This is a genomic window from Hymenobacter sediminicola, from assembly GCF_014250515.1.
Lineage (GTDB): Bacteria > Bacteroidota > Bacteroidia > Cytophagales > Hymenobacteraceae > Hymenobacter > Hymenobacter sediminicola.
This window is the reverse complement of the sequence record NZ_CP060202.1, coordinates 3,590,597-3,612,410: the sequence shown is the minus strand read 5'-3', so window position 1 is coordinate 3,612,410 and position 21,814 is coordinate 3,590,597. Positions and strand designations below refer to the sequence as shown.

At 57.9% G+C, this 21,814-nt stretch carries 22 protein-coding genes; 13 read left to right on the top strand and 9 right to left on the bottom strand.

What is annotated here, in order from left to right:
• Positions 1-38 precede the first annotated feature (38 nt).
• Together H4317_RS15460 and H4317_RS15455 are read right to left on the bottom strand one after the other, a co-directional pair.
• Positions 39-737: an acetyltransferase gene (locus tag H4317_RS15460; RefSeq protein WP_185887470.1), complete on the bottom strand. Its 699-nt coding sequence runs from the start codon at positions 735-737 to the stop codon at positions 39-41.
• Complete coding sequence (locus H4317_RS15455; RefSeq protein ID WP_185887469.1) at positions 734-1,384, bottom strand: sugar transferase; 651 nt, start codon at positions 1,382-1,384, stop codon at positions 734-736. The genes H4317_RS15460 and H4317_RS15455 overlap by 4 nt, the downstream gene beginning before the upstream one ends.
• A 158-nt stretch (positions 1,385-1,542) precedes the next feature.
• Between H4317_RS15455 and ispE the strand changes: the two genes are divergently transcribed.
• Positions 1,543-2,361, top strand: coding sequence for a 4-(cytidine 5'-diphospho)-2-C-methyl-D-erythritol kinase (gene ispE, locus H4317_RS15450; RefSeq protein ID WP_185887468.1), 819 nt, complete (start codon positions 1,543-1,545; stop codon positions 2,359-2,361).
• A gap of 7 nt (positions 2,362-2,368) precedes the next feature.
• Here the strand turns inward: ispE and H4317_RS15445 are convergent, their stop codons facing one another.
• The 3 genes from H4317_RS15445 to tgt form a co-directional block, all read right to left on the bottom strand.
• Positions 2,369-3,343, bottom strand: a complete 975-nt coding sequence (locus H4317_RS15445) for a DMT family transporter (protein ID WP_185887467.1) — start codon at positions 3,341-3,343, stop codon at positions 2,369-2,371.
• 90 nt (positions 3,344-3,433) lie between these two features.
• Positions 3,434-4,510, bottom strand: a complete 1,077-nt coding sequence (locus tag H4317_RS15440) for an LptF/LptG family permease (protein ID WP_185887466.1) — start codon at positions 4,508-4,510, stop codon at positions 3,434-3,436.
• 84 nt (positions 4,511-4,594) lie between these two features.
• Entirely contained in the window at positions 4,595-5,725 is a 1,131-nt protein-coding gene (tgt, locus tag H4317_RS15435) for a tRNA guanosine(34) transglycosylase Tgt (protein WP_185887465.1), read from the bottom strand.
• Between the two features lie 164 nt (positions 5,726-5,889).
• Between tgt and H4317_RS15430 the strand changes: the two genes are divergently transcribed.
• The 3 genes from H4317_RS15430 to rsmG all read left to right on the top strand — a co-directional run bounded on the left by H4317_RS15430 (position 5,890) and on the right by rsmG (position 8,427).
• Positions 5,890-7,014 (top strand): glycosyltransferase, encoded by a 1,125-nt coding sequence (locus H4317_RS15430; protein WP_185887464.1) that lies wholly within the window; start codon positions 5,890-5,892, stop codon positions 7,012-7,014.
• Complete coding sequence (locus H4317_RS15425) at positions 7,005-7,622, top strand: RNA polymerase sigma factor (RefSeq protein WP_073287353.1); 618 nt, start codon at positions 7,005-7,007, stop codon at positions 7,620-7,622. Before H4317_RS15430 ends, H4317_RS15425 begins: the two co-directional genes overlap by 10 nt.
• A 172-nt stretch (positions 7,623-7,794) precedes the next feature.
• On the top strand, positions 7,795-8,427 hold the full coding sequence (gene rsmG / locus H4317_RS15420; RefSeq protein ID WP_185887463.1) for a 16S rRNA (guanine(527)-N(7))-methyltransferase RsmG: 633 nt from the start codon (positions 7,795-7,797) through the stop codon (positions 8,425-8,427).
• Between the two features lie 338 nt (positions 8,428-8,765).
• Here the strand turns inward: rsmG and H4317_RS15415 are convergent, their stop codons facing one another.
• Both H4317_RS15415 and H4317_RS15410 read right to left on the bottom strand, forming a co-directional pair.
• Positions 8,766-9,545 carry a hypothetical protein gene (locus H4317_RS15415; RefSeq protein WP_185887462.1) on the bottom strand — a complete coding sequence of 260 codons (780 nt, stop codon included), beginning with the start codon at positions 9,543-9,545 and terminating at the stop codon, positions 8,766-8,768.
• Positions 9,546-9,723: 178 nt separating this feature from the next.
• Positions 9,724-10,707, bottom strand: a complete 984-nt coding sequence (locus H4317_RS15410; protein ID WP_185887461.1) for a YheT family hydrolase — start codon at positions 10,705-10,707, stop codon at positions 9,724-9,726.
• A 267-nt stretch (positions 10,708-10,974) separates the two neighbouring features.
• On the opposite strand from H4317_RS15410, the gene rpsT reads away from it, so the two are divergent.
• Positions 10,975-11,232, top strand: a complete 258-nt coding sequence (rpsT, locus tag H4317_RS15405) for a 30S ribosomal protein S20 (RefSeq protein ID WP_044013973.1) — start codon at positions 10,975-10,977, stop codon at positions 11,230-11,232.
• A 139-nt stretch (positions 11,233-11,371) separates the two neighbouring features.
• On the top strand, positions 11,372-12,886 hold the full coding sequence (locus H4317_RS15400; RefSeq protein ID WP_185887460.1) for a T9SS type A sorting domain-containing protein: 1,515 nt from the start codon (positions 11,372-11,374) through the stop codon (positions 12,884-12,886).
• A 71-nt stretch (positions 12,887-12,957) separates the two neighbouring features.
• Here the strand turns inward: H4317_RS15400 and pyk are convergent, their stop codons facing one another.
• Both pyk and H4317_RS15390 read right to left on the bottom strand, forming a co-directional pair.
• On the bottom strand, positions 12,958-14,397 hold the full coding sequence (gene pyk, locus H4317_RS15395; protein WP_185887459.1) for a pyruvate kinase: 1,440 nt from the start codon (positions 14,395-14,397) through the stop codon (positions 12,958-12,960).
• Between the two features lie 150 nt (positions 14,398-14,547).
• Complete coding sequence (locus H4317_RS15390; RefSeq protein ID WP_185887458.1) at positions 14,548-14,976, bottom strand: IPExxxVDY family protein; 429 nt, start codon at positions 14,974-14,976, stop codon at positions 14,548-14,550.
• Positions 14,977-15,138: 162 nt separating this feature from the next.
• Here H4317_RS15390 and H4317_RS15385 point away from each other — a divergent pair, with 162 nt between their 5' ends.
• The 7 genes from H4317_RS15385 to lgt all read left to right on the top strand — a co-directional run bounded on the left by H4317_RS15385 (position 15,139) and on the right by lgt (position 21,780).
• A complete protein-coding gene (locus H4317_RS15385) occupies positions 15,139-15,375 on the top strand; it encodes an acyl carrier protein (protein WP_019948606.1) in 237 nt (78 codons plus the stop codon).
• 93 nt (positions 15,376-15,468) lie between these two features.
• Positions 15,469-16,719 (top strand): beta-ketoacyl-ACP synthase II, encoded by a 1,251-nt coding sequence (fabF, locus tag H4317_RS15380; RefSeq protein ID WP_185887457.1) that lies wholly within the window; start codon positions 15,469-15,471, stop codon positions 16,717-16,719.
• Between the two features lie 5 nt (positions 16,720-16,724).
• Positions 16,725-17,465, top strand: coding sequence for a ribonuclease III (rnc, locus tag H4317_RS15375; RefSeq protein WP_185887456.1), 741 nt, complete (start codon positions 16,725-16,727; stop codon positions 17,463-17,465).
• A 158-nt stretch (positions 17,466-17,623) separates the two neighbouring features.
• Positions 17,624-19,558 (top strand): NAD(+) synthase, encoded by a 1,935-nt coding sequence (gene nadE / locus H4317_RS15370; protein ID WP_185887455.1) that lies wholly within the window; start codon positions 17,624-17,626, stop codon positions 19,556-19,558.
• A 210-nt stretch (positions 19,559-19,768) separates the two neighbouring features.
• Positions 19,769-20,395 carry an RNA polymerase sigma factor gene (locus H4317_RS15365; RefSeq protein WP_185887454.1) on the top strand — a complete coding sequence of 209 codons (627 nt, stop codon included), beginning with the start codon at positions 19,769-19,771 and terminating at the stop codon, positions 20,393-20,395.
• A complete protein-coding gene (locus H4317_RS15360) occupies positions 20,388-20,669 on the top strand; it encodes a hypothetical protein (protein WP_185887453.1) in 282 nt (93 codons plus the stop codon). The genes H4317_RS15365 and H4317_RS15360 overlap by 8 nt, the downstream gene beginning before the upstream one ends.
• Before the next feature lie 106 nt (positions 20,670-20,775).
• Positions 20,776-21,780, top strand: a complete 1,005-nt coding sequence (lgt, locus tag H4317_RS15355) for a prolipoprotein diacylglyceryl transferase (protein WP_185887452.1) — start codon at positions 20,776-20,778, stop codon at positions 21,778-21,780.
• Positions 21,781-21,814: the final 34 nt, after the last annotated feature.

Genomic DNA, 21,814 nt, shown 5'->3' with positions numbered 1-21,814 from the left:
CAAAAACGCCCGTTTCCAGAAGCCGGGCCGACCTCAGACTACAGTGCGTGCTGCTTGATGCGCTGAGCCGGCACGCCTACAGCGGTGCAGTCGGCGGGCAGGTCGCGCACGGCCACGGCTCCGGCCCCTATGATGGTGCGGGCTCCCACGCGCACCCGATTGATAACGGTAGCATTGGTTCCCAGATACACGCCGGTTTCCAGGCAGGCTTCGCCGCCCACGTTGGCATGCGGCATCAGGGAGCAGAAATCTTCCAGCGCGGCATCATGGCCGATGGTACAGCCCAGGTTGAGCAGCACGTGGCGGCCGAGCGTGATATCCGTCGTCAGGATGCAGCCCTGACTAATGATGCAGCCCGCCCCGACTCGCAACTGCTGATACGGGGCCCAGGCTACGCTGGGATGAACAAGGGTAGGAAACGAAAGCTGGGGTGAATTCAGCCGTTCCACCACGGCCGCCCGCCCTTGGCTGCTTCCTACTGCCACCACCACGTGCAGAGGTGCGGGAGCGGCATTCAGGTCAGCGGCGGTGCCGACATAGGGCAGGCCGTTGATGGTATCAGTGGCGGGGCGCACGTCGTCATAGAAGCCCAGCAGCTCCCAGGTCGGGCGCTGCTCATTAATCTGACGTACCAGCACCAGCACCTCGCGGCCCAGGCCGCCGGCCCCGAATATGACCAACGGCTGGAGCCTTTCGCCGGAGTCTGGTGCAATAACAGGAGTAGAAGCGGGCATCATGAGGAAGAGTCGGAAGAGGAGGGAGTGCCCCGGAAGGCCTCGGTAGTGACGTGGCCGGGGGCACTGATATCGTGGGCGCGCAGTACCCGGCCGGCCGTGCGGGCCAGAATGCGCAGATCCAGCACAATGCTCAGGTGTTCGACATACCAGACGTCGTATTGGAATTTCTGCTCCCAGCTGATAGCATTGCGGCCATTTATCTGAGCCCAGCCCGTAATACCGGGCCGCACCGCGTGGCGGCGGGCCTGCTCTGGCGAGTACAGCGGCAGATACTCCGGCAACAGCGGCCGCGGACCCACCAGGCTGATTTCGCCGCGCAGCACGTTCCAGAGCTGCGGTAGCTCGTCGAGGGAGGTGGCCCGCAGCCAGCGGCCCAGGCGCGGCAGGCGCTGGGCATCGGGCAGTAACTGGCCGTGCTGGTTGTGGGCGGAAGTCATGGTCTGGAGCTTGTAGAGCGGGAAAAGACGCCCGTGTAGACCTGGCCGCAACTGCCGAAACAGCCAGGGGCCGCCGTTCTGCACAGCCAGCGCCACCGCAGCCGGTAGCAGCAGCGGCAGTGCCAGCAGCAGCAGCGGCGCGGCCAGCAGCACATCCAGGGCGCGCTTGCCCCAGCGGCGGTACCAGCCAGCAGATTCAGCAACGGACATAGGAGCAGTGAAGCGAACAGAAGGGAAAAGGTCAAAAATAGAAGGAAATGCCACGTCGGCGCGACTTCCGCTTCTGTGCTTTAGCTTGCGCCTTCTGCTGGCCTGGCCGCCTCGCGTAGATGAGAAGACCAGCGGCCGGCCCAAAAAGCTTCTGCCGCATGCTCGTTTTTCCGAACGCCAAACTCAACCTCGGCCTCTACGTCACGGCACTACGCCCCGACGGTTTCCGCAACCTCGAATCGGTGTTTGTGCCGCTGCCGTGGTGCGATGCGCTGGAAGTGCTGCCCGCCGCCGGCCCCGAAACCACGCTCAGCCTCACCGGCATTCCGGTGCCCGGCGACCCGGCCACCAACCTGTGTCGCCGCGCCTACGAGCTGCTGCGCGCCGATTTTGCGCTGCCGCCCGTGCAGATGCACCTGCATAAAGTGGTGCCTATCGGGGCTGGATTAGGCGGTGGCTCGGCCGATGCGGCGTTTGCGCTGAAGGCTTTGAACGACCTGTTCGCGCTGAATCTGACGGCTGAAACACTGGAAGGCTATGCCCGCCGGCTGGGTTCCGACTGCGCCTTTTTCATTCAGAATAAGCCGGTTTTCGCGTACGAGAAAGGCGACGTATTCGAGGATATCAGCCTCAACCTGACCGGCACCGCCTGCAAAGTCGTGTACCCGGGCCTGCACGTCAGCACTGCCGAAGCGTATAGCCGCGTGATGCCCCGCCCGCCGCGTCACGAGTTACGCACGGCATTGGCGCAGCCTCTGGAAACCTGGCGCGACACCGTCAGCAACGACTTCGAAGATGCCCTGACGCCTTTCTACCCGGTGCTCGGTGAAATTAAGCGTAAGCTGTATGATGCGGGAGCCGCCTACGCCAGCCTTTCTGGCTCCGGCTCGGCCGTGTACGGCCTGTTTCCGGGCCAGGAGCAGCCCCCGAAACTGAATCTGCCGACGGAGTATCTGGTGTGGGACGGGCGGCTGTAGCTTGACGCTACACTACGGCTTCTGCCGCTTCTGCTTTGCGCTGGCGGCGCTTGTTCCATTGGTCCAGCACCGGATGGATGAGTACACTGAGCAGAATGACCAGCGTACCAATGTAGAAGCCCGTGGAAAGCCGTTCCTGCCCGAAACCAGGCACCCGGAGCGTGTACATGCCCACGGCCAGCAAGATGCCATACACCGGCTCCAGGTTGATGGTTAGGTTCACGACAAAGGCCGAAATCCGCTTCATCAGCTCGACGGAGGAAGAAAAGGCGTACACCGTGCAGGCGCCGGCCAGTAGAAACATCCACAGCCAGTCGTAGCCACCGAGGACCAACTGCAGGCCACGGCCTTCGGTGAAATAACGGCTGTAGAGAGGCATAAATAGCGCAATGCTCAGGCAGGCGCCAGCCATTTCATACAGTGTGAGGCGCATGGGCGTGTAGCGCTTCACCAGCGTGGAGTTCAGCACGCTGAACAGCGCCGACAGGCCCGCCGAAATAACCGCTACGCCCAGCCCCAGCAACTGGCCCTGCTCCGAAACTGCACCTTTAGCAGCCGGGGCCGGGTGGCCGTACACGGCCTGCGCCACAATGTAGAGGCCGACCATCGTCAGCAAGCCCAAGCCCACCTCGTAGAAACGCACCCGCCGCCACAGCAGCAGCGGCTCCAGCAGCGACGTCCAGAGGGCGAGCGTGGCCATACCGGCCAGGCATACACTCACTGAGGAAAGGCGAGCCGCCAGAAAAAATGTAATCCAGTGGGCGGCTACCAGCGCACCCACGCCCAGCAGACGTAGCGCCTCGCCGGCCGGCATCCGCCACGGCTGCCGACGCAGGGCCAGCAGCCCCAGTAATCCGGCTGCCGCCAGCAGCGTCCGCCAGAACACCAACTCTACCGGCGGCACCGAAATCAGCTTGCCCAGAATGGCCGTGAAGCCCCAGAGCAGGACGATGAAATGCAGGCGCAGGTAGTCTTTGAGCATTGAATGAGTGAATAATTGAAAGGGGGAAGGAGCAAATAAGTGCGTAAGGTGGCACAGCCATCCTCTTATTCACCTGTTCACTCAACGAAGCTACCGTGGCACCACCCGGTACAGCATCAGCCCAATACCAGTGAAAACGATGCTGGGAATCCAGGCGGCCAGCAGCGGAGAAAGGGAGCCGACCTGCGCGAAGTTGCGGCTCAGAATCACGAAGATGATAAACACAAAGGCCAGCACAAACCCCAGCGCAATTTGCCCGCCTACGCCCGCCCGGCTCTTGCGCGCACTCATAATTACTCCGATGATAGTAAGGATGAAAATAGCGTACGGGTAGGCGTATCGCTCATATTTCTCGCTCAGATAGATCTGAGTGTCGGCCGCGCCCCGGTCTATCTTTTGCTGGATGAACTTGTTCAACTCAGGCAGCGTCAGCGTTTCGCTGAGGCGGTAGGTGCTGGCAAAATCCTTGGGATAGAGGTTGAGCGTGGTGTCGCGGGCGGGCAACGAAAGCAACGTTTCCTTCTGCCCCTGGATGGTGCGCACCAGCTGTGGTGTCAGGCGCCAGGCGCGCTTTGTGGAGTCCCAGGTAATGGCTTCGGCCGTCAGGCGGCGCTTGAGTAGGGTGCCCTCAATGGTTTCCAGCGCAAACTTGTAGCCCACGTTGTTCACATTGTCGTAGCTCTCCATGAAGGCGTAGCTCTTCGGCCCGACCTTGATGTGCACGTTGCGGCCACTGAAGCGGTAGGGGTTTTTGATGTACTTCCGCTCAAACTCCACCCGCGTCTTGTTGGCGTACGGAATGATCCAGCCGGTGAGAGCCATTGTGATGATGCCCAGTACCAAACTGCCCATCATATACGGCACCAGCAGCCGCTTAAAACTCACACCCGAAGCCAGAATAGCCACAATTTCGGTGCGTGCGGCCAGCTGCGCCGTCACGAACACCACCGCAATAAACACGGTGATAGGGGAGAGCAGATTGGCGTAATACGGAAACAGGTTCACGTAATACTCCGTGATAATCTGCCACGCCCCCAGGTTGTGCTGGATAAAGTCGTCGTTCTTCTCCGTGAAGTCAATCACGCAAATTACCATCACCAGCACCACCACCGTGAAGAAGAAGGCCGTGAGGAATTTCTGAAGAATGTACTTATCGAGAATTCGCATTGTGGTGTGTTAGAACGTCATGCTGAGCGGAGTAGAAGCGGCAGAGAGGCTCCGACACCGCTCAGCATGATGGCCCAGTATACGTTACAGCCGCGTCATTACCTGCTTCACCATCTTCTCCTTCCACTCGCGGAAAGTGCCGGCCAAAATCTGCTGGCGGGCCTGCTTCACGAGCCACAGATAGAAGGTGAGGTTGTGAACGGAGGCAATCTGCGGCCCCAGCATTTCCTTGCTCTGGAACAGGTGGCGCACATAGCTGCGCGAATAGAACGTGCTAACGTAGCCACCCAGTTCAGCATCTATCGGCTCGAAGTCGGTTTCCCACTTCCTGTTGGTCACGTTCATGATGCCCTGCGTCGTAAACAACATGCCGTTGCGGGCGTTGCGGGTCGGCATCACGCAGTCGAACATGTCCACGCCCAACGCAATGTTTTCCAGGATATTGGCCGGCGTGCCCACGCCCATCAGGTAGCGCGGCTTGTCTTTGGGCAGAATGTCACAGACCAGTTCGGTCATTTCGTACATCATATCGGCCGGCTCGCCCACGCTCAGACCACCAATAGCGTTGCCCTCACGGCCTTGCTCGGCAATAAACTCCGCCGACTTCACGCGCAGATCCTTGAACGTAGAGCCCTGCACAATCGGGAAGAGTGTCTGCTGGTAGCCGTAGTGGCCCTCGGTGCTGTCGAAACGCTGAATGCAGCGCTTCAGCCAGCGGTGCGTCATATCCAAGGAACGGGCGGCGTAGTCGTACTCGCAGGGCCAAGGCGTGCACTCGTCGAAGGCCATAATGATGTCGGCCCCGATGGTGCGCTGAATGTCCATCACGCCTTCCGGCGAAAACAAATGCTGGCTGCCATCAATGTGGGAGCGGAACTTCACGCCTTCCTCCTTGATTTTGCGCGTGCCACTCAGCGAGTACACCTGGTAGCCTCCCGAATCGGTGAGAATGGGCCGGTCCCAGCCGTTAAATTTGTGCAGGCCACCGGCCTGGCGCAGCACATCGAGGCCGGGGCGCAGATAGAGGTGATAGGTGTTGCCGAGAATAATCTGAGCCTGCACGTCATTTTTCAGGTCGCGCTGCTGCACAGCTTTTACCGTGCCAGCCGTCCCGACGGGCATGAAAATGGGGGTTTCTATGGCGCCATGGGCCGTGTGCACCACGCCGGCGCGGGCTTCGGTGTGCGGGTCGTTGGCTACGAGGTCAAAGGTCATGCGGGGAAGTGAGTTGTCGGGGGCGGGCAGTGGGGGCGTGGTTGAGGCCGTTGGTAGAACAACGACCTACAAACCGGCCAGCTGCAACCGCCAACTAAGTCAGCTGCAAAGGTACTCCGCCCACCCCGAATGCCTACTTTTGCAAACCAATTCACTTCCCCGCTTTGTCGTTCGATTTTTCTCCGGCCATCTGGCTGCTGCTGGCTTGCGTGCTGGTGCAGCTGTATTACGCCGCCTACTACTTCTTGCCCTTCGCCAGCCGCCCGCCCGAGCCGGAGCCCGGTGAGGCCGCTGCCCAGCCGGTATCGGTGCTGGTGTGCGCCCACAACGAGCTGGAAAATCTGCGCCGCCTATTGCCCCTGTTGCTGACCCAGGAATATCCCGCCGGCTTCGAAATCGTGCTCATCGACGACCGTTCCGACGACGACACATTCCTGTATGTGCAGCAGCTTGCGCAATACTATCCCAACGTGCGTCTCGTGACGGTAGACCGCACACCAGCTGGCCTGGCGCCCAAGAAATATGCCCTCACGCTCGGCATCAAAACGGCCCGCTATCCACAACTGCTCTTCACCGACGCCGACTGTATCCCGGCTACCAGCCACTGGATCAGCCGGATGCAGCACGGCTTCCGGCAGCCCGCCGACATGGTGCTGGGCTACTCAGCGTATGCCCCGGAAGAAGGTTTTTTAAATAAATTAATCCGGTTTGAAACCCTGCTTACCGGCGGACAGTATCTGTCTTTCGCGTGGCGGGGAAAGCCCTACATGGGCGTAGGCCGTAACCTGGCCTATACCCGGCAGGTATTCACCTCCACCAAGGGGTTTGCTTCCCATATCCGCAGTCTTTCCGGCGACGACGACCTGCTGGTGCAGGACGCCGTGGCGCGTGGTGCGCGGGTGGCTGTGGTGGCCGAGCCGGATGCTCATACGCTCTCCGAGCCCTCCCATACCTGGAAGGCCTGGTGGCGGCAAAAGCGGCGGCATTTGTCGGCAGGCCGGAGCTACCGGTTTTCTGACAGGCTGCGTCTGGGAAACTTTATAGGGAGCAATCTGCTTTTCTATGGGGTCAGCATCCCGTTGCTGTTTTCCCGGCCCGATTGGATACCTTTGGCCGGGCTGTGGGTGGTGCGTACCGCAATAGTTTGCTTCACCTATCAGCGTCTCAGCCGACGCCTCGACGACCCGTTGCCGGTGGCGTTGCTGCCTATGCTGGATGTTGTCTACTTTTTTTATTATCTCGCTCTGGGAATGTCGCTGTTCCTCTACCGCAACCTCCGATGGAAGTAAACAATCAGGAAAAACAATTCTCTGCCAAAGCCAAGCACGACTTCAAGCTGATTCGTGCCGCCGTGGAGAATAGTGATGAGAAGGCCTACGCCGAGCTAATGCAGATCTATAAAAAGCCGGTGTACCATGTAGTGCTGAAAATGGTGCGCAACCCCGACGATGCCGAGGACCTCACTATCGAAGCATTTGCTAAAGCTTTCCGCAACCTGCACAAGTTCAACCCGGAATTTGCCTTCAGTACCTGGCTGTTCCGCATTGCCACCAACAACTGCATCGACTTTATTCGCAAGAATAAAATCAAAACGATGTCGATTGATTCGGCCATCAAAATCGACAACGGCGACGAAATTACCATCGACTTCCGCGACCAGAACCTGAACCCGCAGGAGACGACCATCAAAAACCAGAAAATCGAAATCATGCAGCACGTGGTGTCGCGGCTGCCCGATAAGTACCAGCGCCTCGTGACGCTGCGCTACTTCGATGAGCTGAGCTACGAGGAAATTGCGCAGGAGCTGAAAGCCCCGCTCGGCACCGTGAAAGCCCAACTGCACCGTGCCCGTGAGCTGCTCTATGACATGGTGAAGAACAAAAAGGAAATCATATAAGTGAAAAGCCCCGGCGCAGGTCGGGGCTTTTTTATGCCAATTATTTCTTATCTGTCATCTTGAGCTTGCGAAGGACCTTGCCATGCCTAAATGACTAGCGTACGACTTGTTCTGGCGGGATAAGCTCCTTCGCGCTGCTCAGGATGACAGACGTTTTTACCTTTGCCGCACCATGCACATCCTCAACCACTACTTCCCGCACCTCACCGACCACCAGCGCCAGCTTTTTGAGCGGCTCGATACCGAGTTTCGCGGCTGGAACGAGAAGCTCAACCTCGTGGCCCGCACCGACGTGGACAACCTCGCGGAGCGCCACTTTCTGCACTCGCTGGGCATAGCCAAGGTAATTGAGTTTCCAGCCGGCAGCTCGGTGCTGGATGTGGGTACGGGTGGTGGCCTACCGGGCCTGCCGCTGGCTATTCTGTTTCCGGAAGTGAAATTTCACCTCGTCGACAGCATCGGCAAGAAGATACACGCGGTGCAGGAAATGGCCCACGACCTGAACCTGACCAACGTGACGGCCGAGCAGATCCGGGCCGAGCAGCTGCGCACCAAGTACGACTATGTGGTGAGCCGTGCCGTGGCCCGTCTTGCCACCTTCCACACTTGGATTGCGCACCGCTACAAGCCCAACGGCGACGCTACCAGTGGCCTCTATTACCTCAAAGGCGGCGACCTGACCGAGGAAATCGAAGAATCCGGTCTCAGAGCCACAGTGTATAACCTTAGTGACTTCTACACCGAGGAGTTCTTTGAGACGAAGAAGGTGGTGTTTGTGCCTACTAACTCAAAAGGGCTGGTCTAAGGGCTAGTAGATAAATTGGCTGCGATACTGTTTTTCAAATGAGTGCTGGGCAAACGCCATACAGTTAATCGTGAGGCTACTAGGCGAGCAGGGAAGATGCGCGATATGCAGCTTTACGGCTAACCTCGCCCTATTGGGCTGCAGCGGGAGGAAAAGGCAGCTAGGCTCAGTACCAGGAGGTGAAACGCTTCTACGGGCTGGTCAAGGAACTCAACCCGCAGTTGAAACAGGAAGCGCCGCGCCTAGTGGCCCAACAAAACATCCACCAGGCCGGGCAGCATAGCCGCGGCGGTGGAACGAGCCGGTAAAGGCTGTGCTTTGCTTAAATCACCATTGATTTAGTCACGTAAATGCCCTTTCACTGGCGGCAATTTTACCTTTTTATAAATGCCGACATCTGACAGCGATACTGCTTTAACCGTCTTTCGTGGATAGAATCGGAACGTCGTCATGCCCACAATGGGTTGATTGGGGACCAGCTGAAAGGGCTTCGGCGACTTGTATATGCTGCCCCTCCCGATGAAGGCCCGGTTGATTTCAAGGTACGCCACGGTGTCCCCGGTAAACTCTACTGCCTGAATGTTGCCTTTTACAAAGGCCATGGCCGGGACTGTCGGGCCGCCGTACTTGTTGGTTACGTTGTAAAAAACCATACTGTCCGGCTTCTCTTGGAAGCCCTCGAACCGGTACTGCTTCAACCCGGTGTCCATCGTGGCCCTGCCGTAGGTATACTTGTATTCCGTCACGGCAACCTCCACATCGTTGTACTTCTTGGTGTATTCTCGAACAGGCGTTAAGAGCGTGTCCTTAGGGGACTCCTGGCCTTGCCCATAGTCCAAGACTAGCATGTGGAGCCGCCCAGCTACAGGCTTGCCCACAAAATACGAGCTGGGCAACCTGTCAATTTCATCCCTTGTAAAGACCGTACTGGAATCCAGGAAGGTTAGTCCGCCATAATTCGAGGAAGTCGCATAGGCTCCCGCATAGTTGAAATCGTAGACGACGGACTTACTGTTCGGAATCCGCTGGCGGTAGAGGCTTTCTAACCGGTCTTCCGGCGAATCCGTGATTCCACAGTTGGAGAGGAAAAGCGGGGCAAGCAGCAACAGGCGTTTCATGTCATACGGTCGGTGAAGTACCGCAAACGTAGCGAGGATTTGCTTGCTCCCTGAATTAAAGCGCATCCCAGTAAAGTACCACGCCGGGCGCAGCGGCCGGCAGGGCTAAAAACCACCACGATTCCGAGGTTGGGGTTATAACGTGCATCACGTTAAGCAAGTAGTATCCCTACCACTACTACCCCGGCACCTCCGCCGTCAGAAACTCTACGGCGCGACGTTCCGAGTAATACTCACCATCGGGCGTGCCTTCGCCGAAACCGACGTGGCCGCCATCAGAGGGCGTCTCCAGGAACACAAACTCGCTGTGCGATGCAGCGTCGCGCGGGAAGCAGGTGGGCGGCAGAAACGGGTCGTTCTGAGCATTGACGAGCAGCGTCGGGATGCGGATGCCGCTGAGGTAGCGGCCAGAGCTGGCGTGTTCGTAATACTCCTCCGCCGACTTAAAGCCGTGCATAGGCGCCGTGAATCGGTCGTCGAACTGTGGGAAATCCTGGAGTAGGTCGAGGTCGGTGAGGTCTACTTGGTCGGGGAGCAGGGCGGCCTTCTGGCGCATCTTTTCGCGCAACGTCTTCAGGAAACGGTTCAGATATACTCGGTTTTCGAACCGGGCAATGTGGTAGGAACTGGCTTTGAGGTCGGTCGGGACGGAGAAAACGGCGGCGCGCTCCACTTCCCGCGGCACTCGCTCGGGCTGCTCGCCCAGGTACTTCAGCGTTACGTTGCCGCCAGCCGAAAACCCTGTCAGGAACACCCGGCTATAGCGTAGCTTGCTCAGGGCGTGGCGTACCACAAAATCCAGGTCGTCGGTGTCGCCGAGGTGGTAGGAGCGGAGCAGGCGGTTCATTTCGCCGCTGCAGCTGCGGTAGTTCCAAGCCAGCGCATCAAACCCTGCTTTGTTTAGCGCACGTACCATGCCTCGCACATACGGCCGCCCCGCGTCTCCTTCCAGCCCATGCGACACAAGGCAGAGCGTGTCAGCCGTCCTGTCTGTTAGCCGCGACCAGTCGAGGTCTAGAAAATCTCCGTCGGCCGTCTCTATCCGCTCCCGTTGGTAGCGTACATCCGGTACCTCACGCCACAGGCTTGGCACGATGGTTTGCAGGTGCCCGTTGAACATATAAAAGGGCGGCTGATAGCTGGATTCCGTAATGAGAGGCATAGGGCCAGGGCGGCGTAGCCGCATGAGGTGTGGTGATGAAGTGCCCGGTGGTGCAGGTATAAAATTTAGTGCTTTGCAATGGGTTTTCAACCTTTTTTGCCGAAAAAAGTTCTGCATGCCTACGTTTATCCTCTGCCCCTAATGGAGCAGCCAGGAGACAAAAGCATGGGAAATTCAGTGGCTACAGTTTGCACTTTCCATCCAAAGCCTTACCTTTGCCCACCCAATCCGAATTGAAACCGAGCAGAACGTTCATTTCTCCTACTCATGGCAAATCATAAGTCAGCCCTCAAGCGCATCCGTTCCAACGAAGCTAAGCGCGTGCTGAACCGTTACCAGGCAAAATCTACCCGCACGGCTGTTAAGAAGCTGCGCGCCACCACCGATGCTTCGGCCGCTCAGGAGCTGCTGAAGAAAGTATCGTCGATGCTGGACCGTCTGGCCAAAAAGAACATCATCCACAAGAACAAAGCCGCCAACAACAAATCGAAGCTGGCTAAGTTCGTGAAGTCGCTGGCCGCTTAAGCAGCACCAGTAACTTTCTGCTCTCTTTATAGAGAAGGCCCCATGCGCAAGTGTGGGGCCTTCTCGCGTTTCATTCATATCGAATATTCTCTATCTTTTGGGCGACTTATTGTATTTCTGTTCTTGTAAAATCATCTCTATGAAGCATCTATACTTCTTGCTGATTCTATGTGCCTGCTTATGCAGTGTGCGCGCCGCGGCCCAAAACTGGCGACCTTTCCGGCCCAATGGCGACGTGCATGCCTTCCGCGGCGCCTCCGTTGACACCATTCTCACAGTGCGCCTCGATTCCGCGGGCGTGAGTGGCTCCGACTCGGTGTATTACTTTAACCGCATCATGCGGCGCGCAAGCAGCTACCAGTGGCAAAAGTCGCGCAATAACCAGTTCGGCCAACAGCTACGCTACAATGCGGCGGACCGCACGTATATGTTGTTCTGGAACGGTGGCACTGTTAACGGATTCAGTCTCGACTATGGGGTAGTAATGAAGCCATTTGCGCGGGTTGGCACTACCTGGCAAAGTCTCAATATGGATGTGGGTGTGACGACAACGCTACAATCGAAAGGTGTGGCCATAATTGAGGGCGTGCAGGACTCAATCGTTACTTTCCGGGTGGGCAACCTTCCGGGCGTGCTGGTAGTGTTGAGCAAGAACTATGGCTTGGTTTCGGCTCCGAAAGACCTGAAAATATACTCTGCCACGGCTCCCATGCTCACGCTGGCCCGCCGCCCTGCGCCCGCCGGCCTCACCTACTACAACCCGCTTACGCTACTGGATCTGCAGCCAAGCGACGAACTGGGATATGCCCAGGAGCCTATCATGGTGAGTTCTTTTCCCTGCTACCAAGGCTGGCTGCTGCGCAAGGTGCTGACCCGGCAGGTAACGACTGATAGTGTAGTGTACACGTTTCAGCACCAGAGCAAGATAAGCTACAGCAATGCTCCGGGCTGCCCTGGTACCGGCACTACTCTCTCGCCTATCACAACGGTGCGTATGTCTGCTTCACGTCGTACAGGGCGCTGGTCCGGCAATCAAAACTACGCCAACGCACAGACCCGGCTTGTAAATTCAGACCTGCTGGCGTATGAGTATCGAGTGCAGGCTATCAGCTCCAACACATTAATGATAGGGCATCCAGTGGTAGCCACCCGGCCTGGCGTTGCCTGTAGCGGACCGGCGCTGCTGCGGCAGGAAGTATTGTATGGTGGTTTCGGCTCCAACACATACAACTACACACCGGGTATTGATGCCGCTGGCTGGAGCCAATTGGTGGCCGAAGGAGTAGGCCCGGTGATGCAGTATGAGCACCGCCTTACTTATTCTCGTCGCACCGTAAGCGGCAGCGTGCAGACCTGCGGCTCCCGTACTGACTTTGCTACGCTGCTGCCTACCAAAGCCGCGCAACGAGCCGCTACGTTCCAACTCTATCCCAACCCGGCCACCGAAACAGCTATCCTCACGCTGCTAGCCCCGGCGCGCGTATCCACCACCGTACGTGTGCTAGACAATCTGGGGCGTGCCGTACTGGGCCGACGCTTAGCTGTTGGGCAGACCACCATTACGCTGCCACTCCAGCGGCTGGCAAGCGGCCTGTACATAGTAGAAGTGCAGGCCGAGGAAGAAATCCCACAACAACTGCGCCTACAGCACTAGTTATCCTATATGTATAAAAAGGCCCGTCTGAGTTATCAGACGGGCCTTTTTGCGTGAAATACAACCTGCTATTACGCCACGCTTACTTTCACCATGTTGGTTTTGCCCTTCTCGTTGATGGGCATGGAAGCTGTGTTGATAAATACGTCCCCTTTGTTCAAGTGGCCGGTGGTGGTCAGTACGTATTTGATATCCGACACTGAGCTGTCGGTGCTCACCATCCGGTCGTAGTAGAAGCCGCGCACGCCCCATATTAGGCTCAGCGTCGTGAGCAGGGAGCGGTTATCGGTGAAGATGAAGATATTGGCCTTGGGGCGATACTTGGCAATCTGGAAGGCCGTGTAGCCGCGGTGCGTCATGCCCGTAATAGCCTGGGCCCCCGTGTTTTTGGCCAAGTGGCAAGCCGCCGACAGCACACTATCGACCATGAACGAAGGTGATGTCGGGTCGATAGGGAACCAGTGGTGGTACAGCGAATCGCGGCGCGTTTCCACGCTCAGAATAGTGCCCACCATCGAGCGGATCACTTCGGCTGGGTAGGCCCCTACGGCAGTTTCCGCCGACAGCATCACTGCATCGGCCCCGTCAATCACGGCGTTAGCTACGTCGCTGGTTTCGGCGCGAGTAGGGCGGGGGGCCGTAATCATGCTTTCCATCATCTGCGTGGCCACAATCACCGGTTTCCCGGCTTTGTTGCACTTCTCCACAATCAGCTTCTGGGCCATCGGCACTTCCTCCATCTTCACTTCCACGCCCAAGTCGCCGCGGGCTACCATCACGGCATCCGTAATGGCGATAATTTCGTCCAGGTTTTTGAGGCCTTCGGGCGTTTCAATCTTGGCAATGACGCGGGCCGTCTTGCCGCTCTCTGCAATCAGGCTCTTGATAAAGCGGATGTCCTCAGCGCGGCGCGCAAACGACAGTGCAATCCAGTCTACGTCGTTTTCGAGGCCAAATTTCAGGTCCTCAATGTCCTTCTCCGTCATGCTCGGCGCCGATACGTCGGAGTCGGGCAGGTTGATGCCCTTACGAGGCTTCACAAGGCCGCCATAAATAACTTCCACGTCTACTTCCTGGTCCCGGTCGGTGGCCAGCACGCGCAGCTCAATCTTGCCATCATCGATGAGGATCATGTCGCCGGGCTTCACGTCGCGAGCCAAACCCAGGTAAATCGTGCTCAGGCGCGTAGCCGTACTGATTTCCTTCTCGCCACACACCAGCTTGATCTTGTCGCCGGCTTTGATTTCCACGCCGCCGCCTTCCACGTCGCCGAGGCGGATTTTGGGGCCCTGCAAGTCCTGTAGCAGGCCCACATTCATACGCATGTCTTTGTTGAGGCGGCGCACCGTGTTGATGACAGACAGGTGGTCTTCGTGGGTGCCGTGCGAGAAGTTGAGACGGAACACATCCACCCCTTCGCGCATGAGCATGCCCAGCTTTTCGTAGGTGTTGGAAGCGGGGCCGACGGTGGCAACGATTTTTGTTTTATTAAAATGAGGCCGGGTTTCCATGCAGTAGGATGACAGGTGACAAGTGAAAAATAGCCCGTGGGCCGGGCCCGGCTGGCAGCGCGAAGCTCCCGTTTCGCGCATCGTTCGTGCCGTAGTTACGGGCAGCTTTCAACGATGCACGGAGCGGGAGCTTCGCGCTGCGTCCGGGCTTCAAAAGAGCAAATTTTCTTTAAACTTCAATGAATTTGGGTCAAATTGGCAGGCATACTGCACCACTGGGAGGGCCGTCAATTGAGTAAGCAATGCCTCCCCGGCCAGTTCGCCGCTGCCGTTATTTACCTGAATCAGATAATCATATTCCTTCACATCGGGAGCCAGAAAGGGCTTTTTGAGCACTGAGGGGTCGATGGAGCGGTTGCGCAGCAGGCGCAGCGTGAAGTGCTCGGTAGCGTGCAGGTAGTTGCTGATGACGAGCCGACCCTGGCTAAGCAGGTCGTAGATGAGGTCCTGCTGCTTCACGAGCCGCAGCCGCAGCGCTTGGTTGAGCTGCCAAGCCAGTGTGTGCTCCCGGCTCGACGAAACTACCCCGAACAGGTCGAAGTCGCACTCGTATTCTACGTCCAGTGTGAAGGTTTTCATAGACAAGCACCAAAGCAGTGGCTCGCAAAAGTACACACCTCCCAACCCGAAACGAACCACCCCTGCCAGAATCTTATACCCGGAAGATTCGGAAGACGATGTTTGAAAATGTTAGGGAAGATGGTGTTATTTGTGGCGAGTTTTCTCTAAACCCCCACGGAAATGTCTGAAATTGCAGAAAAAGTAAAAGCCATCATCATCGACAAACTAGGCGTAGAAGCATCGGAAGTTACTCCCGAGGCTTCGTTCACCAACGACCTGGGTGCCGACTCGCTCGACACGGTGGAGCTGATCATGGAATTTGAAAAAGAATTCAACGTGTCTATCCCAGACGACCAGGCCGAAAACATCGGCACCGTGGGTCAGGCTATCAGCTACCTCGAAGAGCACGCTAAGTAGTATTAGCGGCACTTTCTACGGTTTTCGCGCATTCCGGCCGGCCTGCCGCCGGCCGTTTTGCTTTTTCACCTTTTTCGTAATCTCTGCCCGCCTATGGCTTTTCGGAGAGTTGTCGTTACTGGCCTGGGTGCCATCACGCCGCTAGGCAGCACCGTCCCGGCCTACTGGGAGGGCCTGCGCACCGGCGTAAGCGGTGCGGCGCCCATTACCCGCTTCGACGCCAGCAAGTTCAAGACCCGCTTCGCCTGCGAAGTGAAGAACTACAACCCAGACGATTATTTTGACCGCAAGGAAGGTCGGAAAATGGACCTGTTCACGCAGTTTGCGGTTATCGCCAGCGACGAGGCTATCCAGGATGCCGGCTTGCTGGAAGGCGTGAATAAGGATCGGGTGGGAGTTATCTGGGGCTCGGGTATCGGGGGGCTAAAAACCTTCCAGGACGAGAGCTTCAACTTCGCTAAGGGCGACGGAACACCACGCTACAACCCGTTCTTCATTCCGAAGATGATTGCTGACAGCTCGTCGGGGAACATCTCTATCAAGAATGGTTTCCGGGGTCCTAACTTCGTGACTACCTCGGCTTGCGCTTCTTCGTCTGACGCCATTGTGGCTGCCTACAATTACATCCGTCTCGGCATGGCCGATGCGGTGGTAACAGGTGGCTCCGAAGCAGCTATTACGGAAGCAGGTGTTGGGGGCTTTAATGCCCTCAAAGCCATGAGCGAGCGGAACGATGATGCCCTGACAGCCTCCCGCCCCTATGACAAGGAGCGTGACGGGTTCGTGTTGGGTGAGGGCGCTGGCGCACTCGTGCTGGAAGCTTTCGAGCACGCCCAATCCCGCGGCGCCAAGATTTACGCCGAAATTATCGGGGGTGGCTTGTCGTCGGATGCTTACCATATCACGGCGCCAGACCCAACGGGCGAAGGTGTGGTGCTGGTTATGCAGAATGCCCTGCGCGATGCGGGCATTAAGCCGGAAGATGTTGATTACATCAACACCCACGGCACCAGCACTCCGCTCGGCGACGGAGCCGAAATCAAGGCTATCCAGAAGGTGTTTGGTGAGCATGCCTACAACCTCAACATCAGCTCTACCAAGAGCATGACCGGCCATTTGCTGGGTGGTGCGGGGGGTATTGAGGCAGTGGCCAGCATTCTGGCTATACAGCACGGCGTGATACCGCCCACCATCAACCATTCTACTGACGACCCGGAACTGGATGCGCGCCTGAACTTCACGTTCAATGCCGCGCAGACGCGTGAAGTGAACGTGGCGATGAGCAACACGTTCGGGTTTGGCGGGCACAACACTTCGGTGGTGTTCCGCAAGTTTCAGGAGTAGCCGCAATGAGCCGCTTGCCCTTGTTCGGGTTTTTTCGGCGGATGCTGGGCCAGGATAAGGCCTTCCGCCAAGCAATTGCTACGGTAACCGGCCGCACGCCTCAAAACGTGCGGCTTTACCATTTGGCCTTCACGCATTCATCGGTGGTGAAGCAGCAGGGTACAGAGGCTGGGCGCAACCAGAGCAACGAGCGGCTGGAATTTTTGGGGGATGCTGTGTTGGGCACGGTGGTGGCCGAATACCTGTTCCGCAAGTTTCCGTACGAACAGGAAGGGTTTCTGACCGAGATGCGCAGCCGTATCGTGAACCGGGAAAGCCTGAACGCGCTGGCTCTGAAACTTGGTCTTGATAAACTAGTGCAGCTTGACCCTGGCCAAGGGCGTGCTGCCCGTTCGCGCTCCGTGAACGGCAACGCGCTGGAAGCCTTAGTAGGAGCCGTTTACCTTGATCAGGGCTACAAAGCGGCCCGCAAGTTTGTGCTTAGCCGCCTCGTAAAGCCATACGTGGACGTGAAATCCCTCACCGAAACGACGGCCAACTTCAAAAGCAAACTCATTGAGTGGGCGCAGCGCCACGGCAAAGCCATTCGCTACGAACTCAACGGCGAAGCACGTCCCGGCGGCGTGATGGAGTTTACGGCTTCTGTCGTGCTCGACGATGAGGTGGTGGCCACTGGGATGGGGCTTTCCAAAAAGCAGGCCGAGCAACTAGCCGCCGAGCGGGCTTTGACTACGCTGGGCGTGTAGCGCAACGCGCAAACATCCATTCACCAAAGCCCGGGGCCCTGCCGCAGAAACGACGATGTGTGGTTTCTGCGGCAGGGCCCCGGGCTTTGGTGAATACTTAGTAGCAACCCAATCCGCCAAAATGGAGTTGATTTGCAGGACTAACCTTCTCCCGACCCATGCGAATAGCCGGCGCCGCCCTCAACCAGATACCGTTTGACTGGACCCACAACCTGCGCACTATCCGCGAGGCCATAGAGCAGGCTAAAGCAGCCGGCGTGCAGTTGCTGTGCTTGCCGGAACTCTGCCTGACGGGCTACAACTGCGAAGACCTGTTTTTGAGCGACTGGCTACCCGAATCGGCGCTGGCGCACCTGCAGCAGGTGCGGCCTTGGACCAATGGCATTTGTGTGGTAGTGGGCCTGCCCATCCGTCTCAACCACCGAACGTACAACACAGCCGCCGTGCTCCGCGACGGACAGATTCTGGGCTTCGCGGCCAAACAGTTTCTCGCCAACGACGGTGTCCATTACGAGCCACGCTTTTTCCAGCCCTGGCCAGCTGGCGAAACCACCACCGTGCAGTGGGAAGGGGAGGAGTGGACACTCGGCGACCTGATTTTCGAGCATCAGGGTGTGAAGTTTGGGTTTGAAATCTGTGAGGATGCGTGGCGTCCTGATGACGTGCGCCCCGCCTGCCGCCTCATGGGCCGCGTAGACCTGATTGTAAATCCGTCGGCGAGCCACTTTGCCATGAGCAAAACCGATGTGCGCTACCAACTGGTGACCAAGGCTTCGCGCACGTTCAACTGCACCTACCTCTATGCTAACCTGCTCGGCAACGAAGCCGGCCGTACTGTCTACGATGGGGAAATTCTGGTAGCCCGCAACGGCCATTTGCTGCTGCGCAACCAGCTTATGAGCTTCAAGGAAGTAGATATGGAGTGCGTGGACGTGGATTTTGCCACTGAACAGCCTCGTGCCGAAGAAATCCAGCCGTTGCCCGCACCCGACGAGTATCGGGAACTGAACCAAGCGCTGAGCCTGGCGCTGTTTGACTATTTGCGCAAGGCCCGCAGCCGCGGCTTTGTGCTGAGTTTGAGCGGCGGCGCCGACTCGTGCATGTGTGCCGTAGCGGTGGCCGAAATGGTTCGTTTGGGTGCGGCAGAGCTAGGCACGGCTGAATTTATGCGCCGATCCGGCTGCTTCACGGCGGAGGAAATCGAGCTGATAGCCGGCCCGGCTGTGGCTGTAGCCGACCAGGATGCCCCCGGCCCCAAAGACGCTTCACTAGCAGAGCCCAACAGAGCACAGACAACCGCCAATCAGCGAATCACACAACGCCTGCTGACTTGCGCCTATCAGGGCACCGTCAACTCGTCCGATGACACGTTTAACTCGGCAAAAGAGCTGGCTGATTCGCTAGGGGCAGTGTTTTACAACTGGGAAATTGACGCCGAAGTAGACGGCTACGTTGGCAAGATTGAGCAGGCACTCCACCGCCAGCTGACCTGGAAAACCGATGACCTAGCCCTGCAGAACATTCAGGCGCGGGTGCGGGCTCCTGCCATCTGGCTGCTGGCCAACGTGCAGAACTGCCTACTGATTACTACTTCTAACCGCTCGGAGGCCAGCGTAGGCTACTGCACCATGGATGGTGACACGGCCGGCAGCATTTCGCCTATTGCTGGCGTCGACAAGGACTTTGTGAAGAAATGGCTGCGCTGGGCCGAAACCGAGCTGAACTACCCGGCCCTGCGCCACGTGAACAGCCTGCAGCCCACCGCCGAGTTGCGCCCCTTGGAAGACAAGCAGACCGATGAACGGGATTTGATGCCCTACGTGCTGCTCAACCGCATAGAGCGACTTTCCTTCTATGACCGGCTCAGCCCGCGCCAAGTGCTGGCTACTCTGGTGCAGGAAGATGCTGCTGCTGACCCAGAGCAGCTCAAAATCTACGTGAAACGCTTCTATAGTCTCTGGAGCCGCAACCAGTGGAAGCGCGAACGGTACGCCCCCAGTTTCCACCTCGACGACTACAACGTGGACCCGCGTTCCTGGCTGCGCTTCCCCATCCTGAGCGGCGGCTACACCGAGGAGTTGAATGCGCTGTAGCGCGCTGGCCGATGGTAGCTGAGCTTTAGAGGAAAGGGTATAGCAGATTTTGGTGTGCAATAAATTGATAGTCAATTTTCTGTGAGAAATATGGCGGCTCAGCGCAAGTTTTGCGCGCTAATATGGCCTAAGCAGGTGTCGCCTCAGTAGTTCCGTGAAAGCCGGGTGCTGAGTGGGTTTCTTTTCTGTCCTTCCGTTCCCACTTCCCTGGTGTATACCCTTCCGCTGCCTGCTGTTCACGGCGTTCTGGCTCCTGCACAAAGCGTTGCTGCCACCGCCGATGCCGAGCTGGTAGCACAGTTGCAACAAGGCAGTGAGACCGCATTCCGTACGCTGGTGGAACGCTACCAGAACCGCATCTACCGCACGGTGCTGGCACTGCTCCAGTCGCCGGAAGAGGCCGAGGACGTGGCGCAGGAGGTGTTCGTGGAGGTGTACCAAACCATTGGTCGGTTTCGGGGAGAAGCTGCGCTGAGCACTTGGCTGTATCGGCTGGCTACTTCGCGGGCTCTGAAACACCGGCAACGGGCCCGGGCCCAGAAGCGCTTCGCCTACTTCACCAGCCTGCTGGGCTTCAACAACCAAGTGCTGCACGAGCCGCCTGACCACGCGCATCCGCAGGCGCAACTGGAAGGGCAGCAGCAGGTGGCGCTGTTGCTGGCGCACATTGCCCGCTTGCCCGGTCAGCAGCAGGTGGCCTTCACGCTGCGCCACGAACAGGACCTGAGCTACGAGGAAATAGCCGCCGTCCTGGAAACCACGGTGCCGGCCGTGGAATCTCTGTTGTTTCGGGCCCGCAAAACGCTTCGCACCCATCTTTCTTTGCGCCATGACTGATCCTGCCACCCGGCCCCCAGCCGATGAAGAATGGGGAAACCTGTTGCGCCAGTGGCGCAATCAGCCATCTGCTCAGCCCCGGCCATTTTTCTACAGCCGCGTGCGCGCCCGGCTCGTGGTTAAGGTCACCGCAGATCGTCAGCCGCTACCTACCTGGCTACGCTGGCCCAGCTACGCCGCTATGCTGATAATCGTGTTGTTGCTGAGCGGCGACGGTGCCACGCCACGCTCAGCGGAGTCTAGTCAATCCCAGCTCTATTTGCCCACCGATTAGCCAGTGGCGCCTGCTACAGTCTGCGCCGCATCAGAGTGAGAGCAGAGGCGCAGTTAGAAATTGAATGTCTGACTACCTTTGAATCCTTTCCATCTTTTTCGTAACCATGCTCTCCTTTCTTGCTTTCATCGCCTGGGATAAAGACCCCATTCTGGCCCATATCGGGCCGCTGACGCTACGGTGGTACGGGCTGTTGTTTATGTCGGGCTTTGTGTTCGGCACATTCATTCTGTCGCACATCTACAAGTCAGAGCGGGTGTCGCCGCGCTGGGTTGATGTCATCACCATCTATATGCTGGTGGGCACCATCCTGGGGGCCCGCTTAGGCCACGTGTTGTTCTACGACCCGGCATATTATCTCACCAGTGAGCATTTCTGGGAGATTTTCAAGATTTGGGAAGGCGGCCTGGCCAGCCACGGCGCCACACTGGGCATCTTGCTGGCTACCTACCTGTTTGCCCGCAACAACAAGTTCGATTACCTCTGGGTGCTCGACCGGATTGTGATTGTAGTAGCGTTGGGTGGGGCCATGATTCGCCTGGGCAACCTCATGAACTCAGAAATCGTGGGTGAGCCTACCGACAAGCCCTGGGGGTTTGTGTTTGTGCGTGACGCGGAACACCTCAAGCCAGCTGTGCAGCCGTTGCCGGCCGGTGCTGTACAAGTAGCTGCTGAGCCTATTGTGCACGCCGATGGTAGCCGCGGGTACCGCTTGCTGCCTGCTGGCACGCCCGTCGCGGCCGATTCGCCGATGGCGGTGCCGCGCCACCCTACCCAGATTTACGAAGCTGCCTTCTGTATTCTGCTGCTGCTGGTACTATACGGCATGTGGAACCGCACCAAGGACCGCACGCCCCGCGGCTTGCTATTCGGGTTGTTTGTGGTGCTATTGTTCACTCAGCGGTTCCTGGGTGAGTTCCTGAAGGAAAACCAGGAAGCCTTTGAAGATAAGCTGCCCCTGAACATGGGCCAACTCCTAAGCCTGCCGCTGATTCTGGTGGGGCTGTGGGTGCTGTGGCGGGCCGGCAAAGACCCCAAGAACCCCTATGGCTACGCCCCCCGCGACCTGGAGGAACAGGAAGCCAAGGATAAAAAGGCTATTAAGGCCTAATGCAAAGTTCACAAAAAAGCCGCCTGCTTTAGAG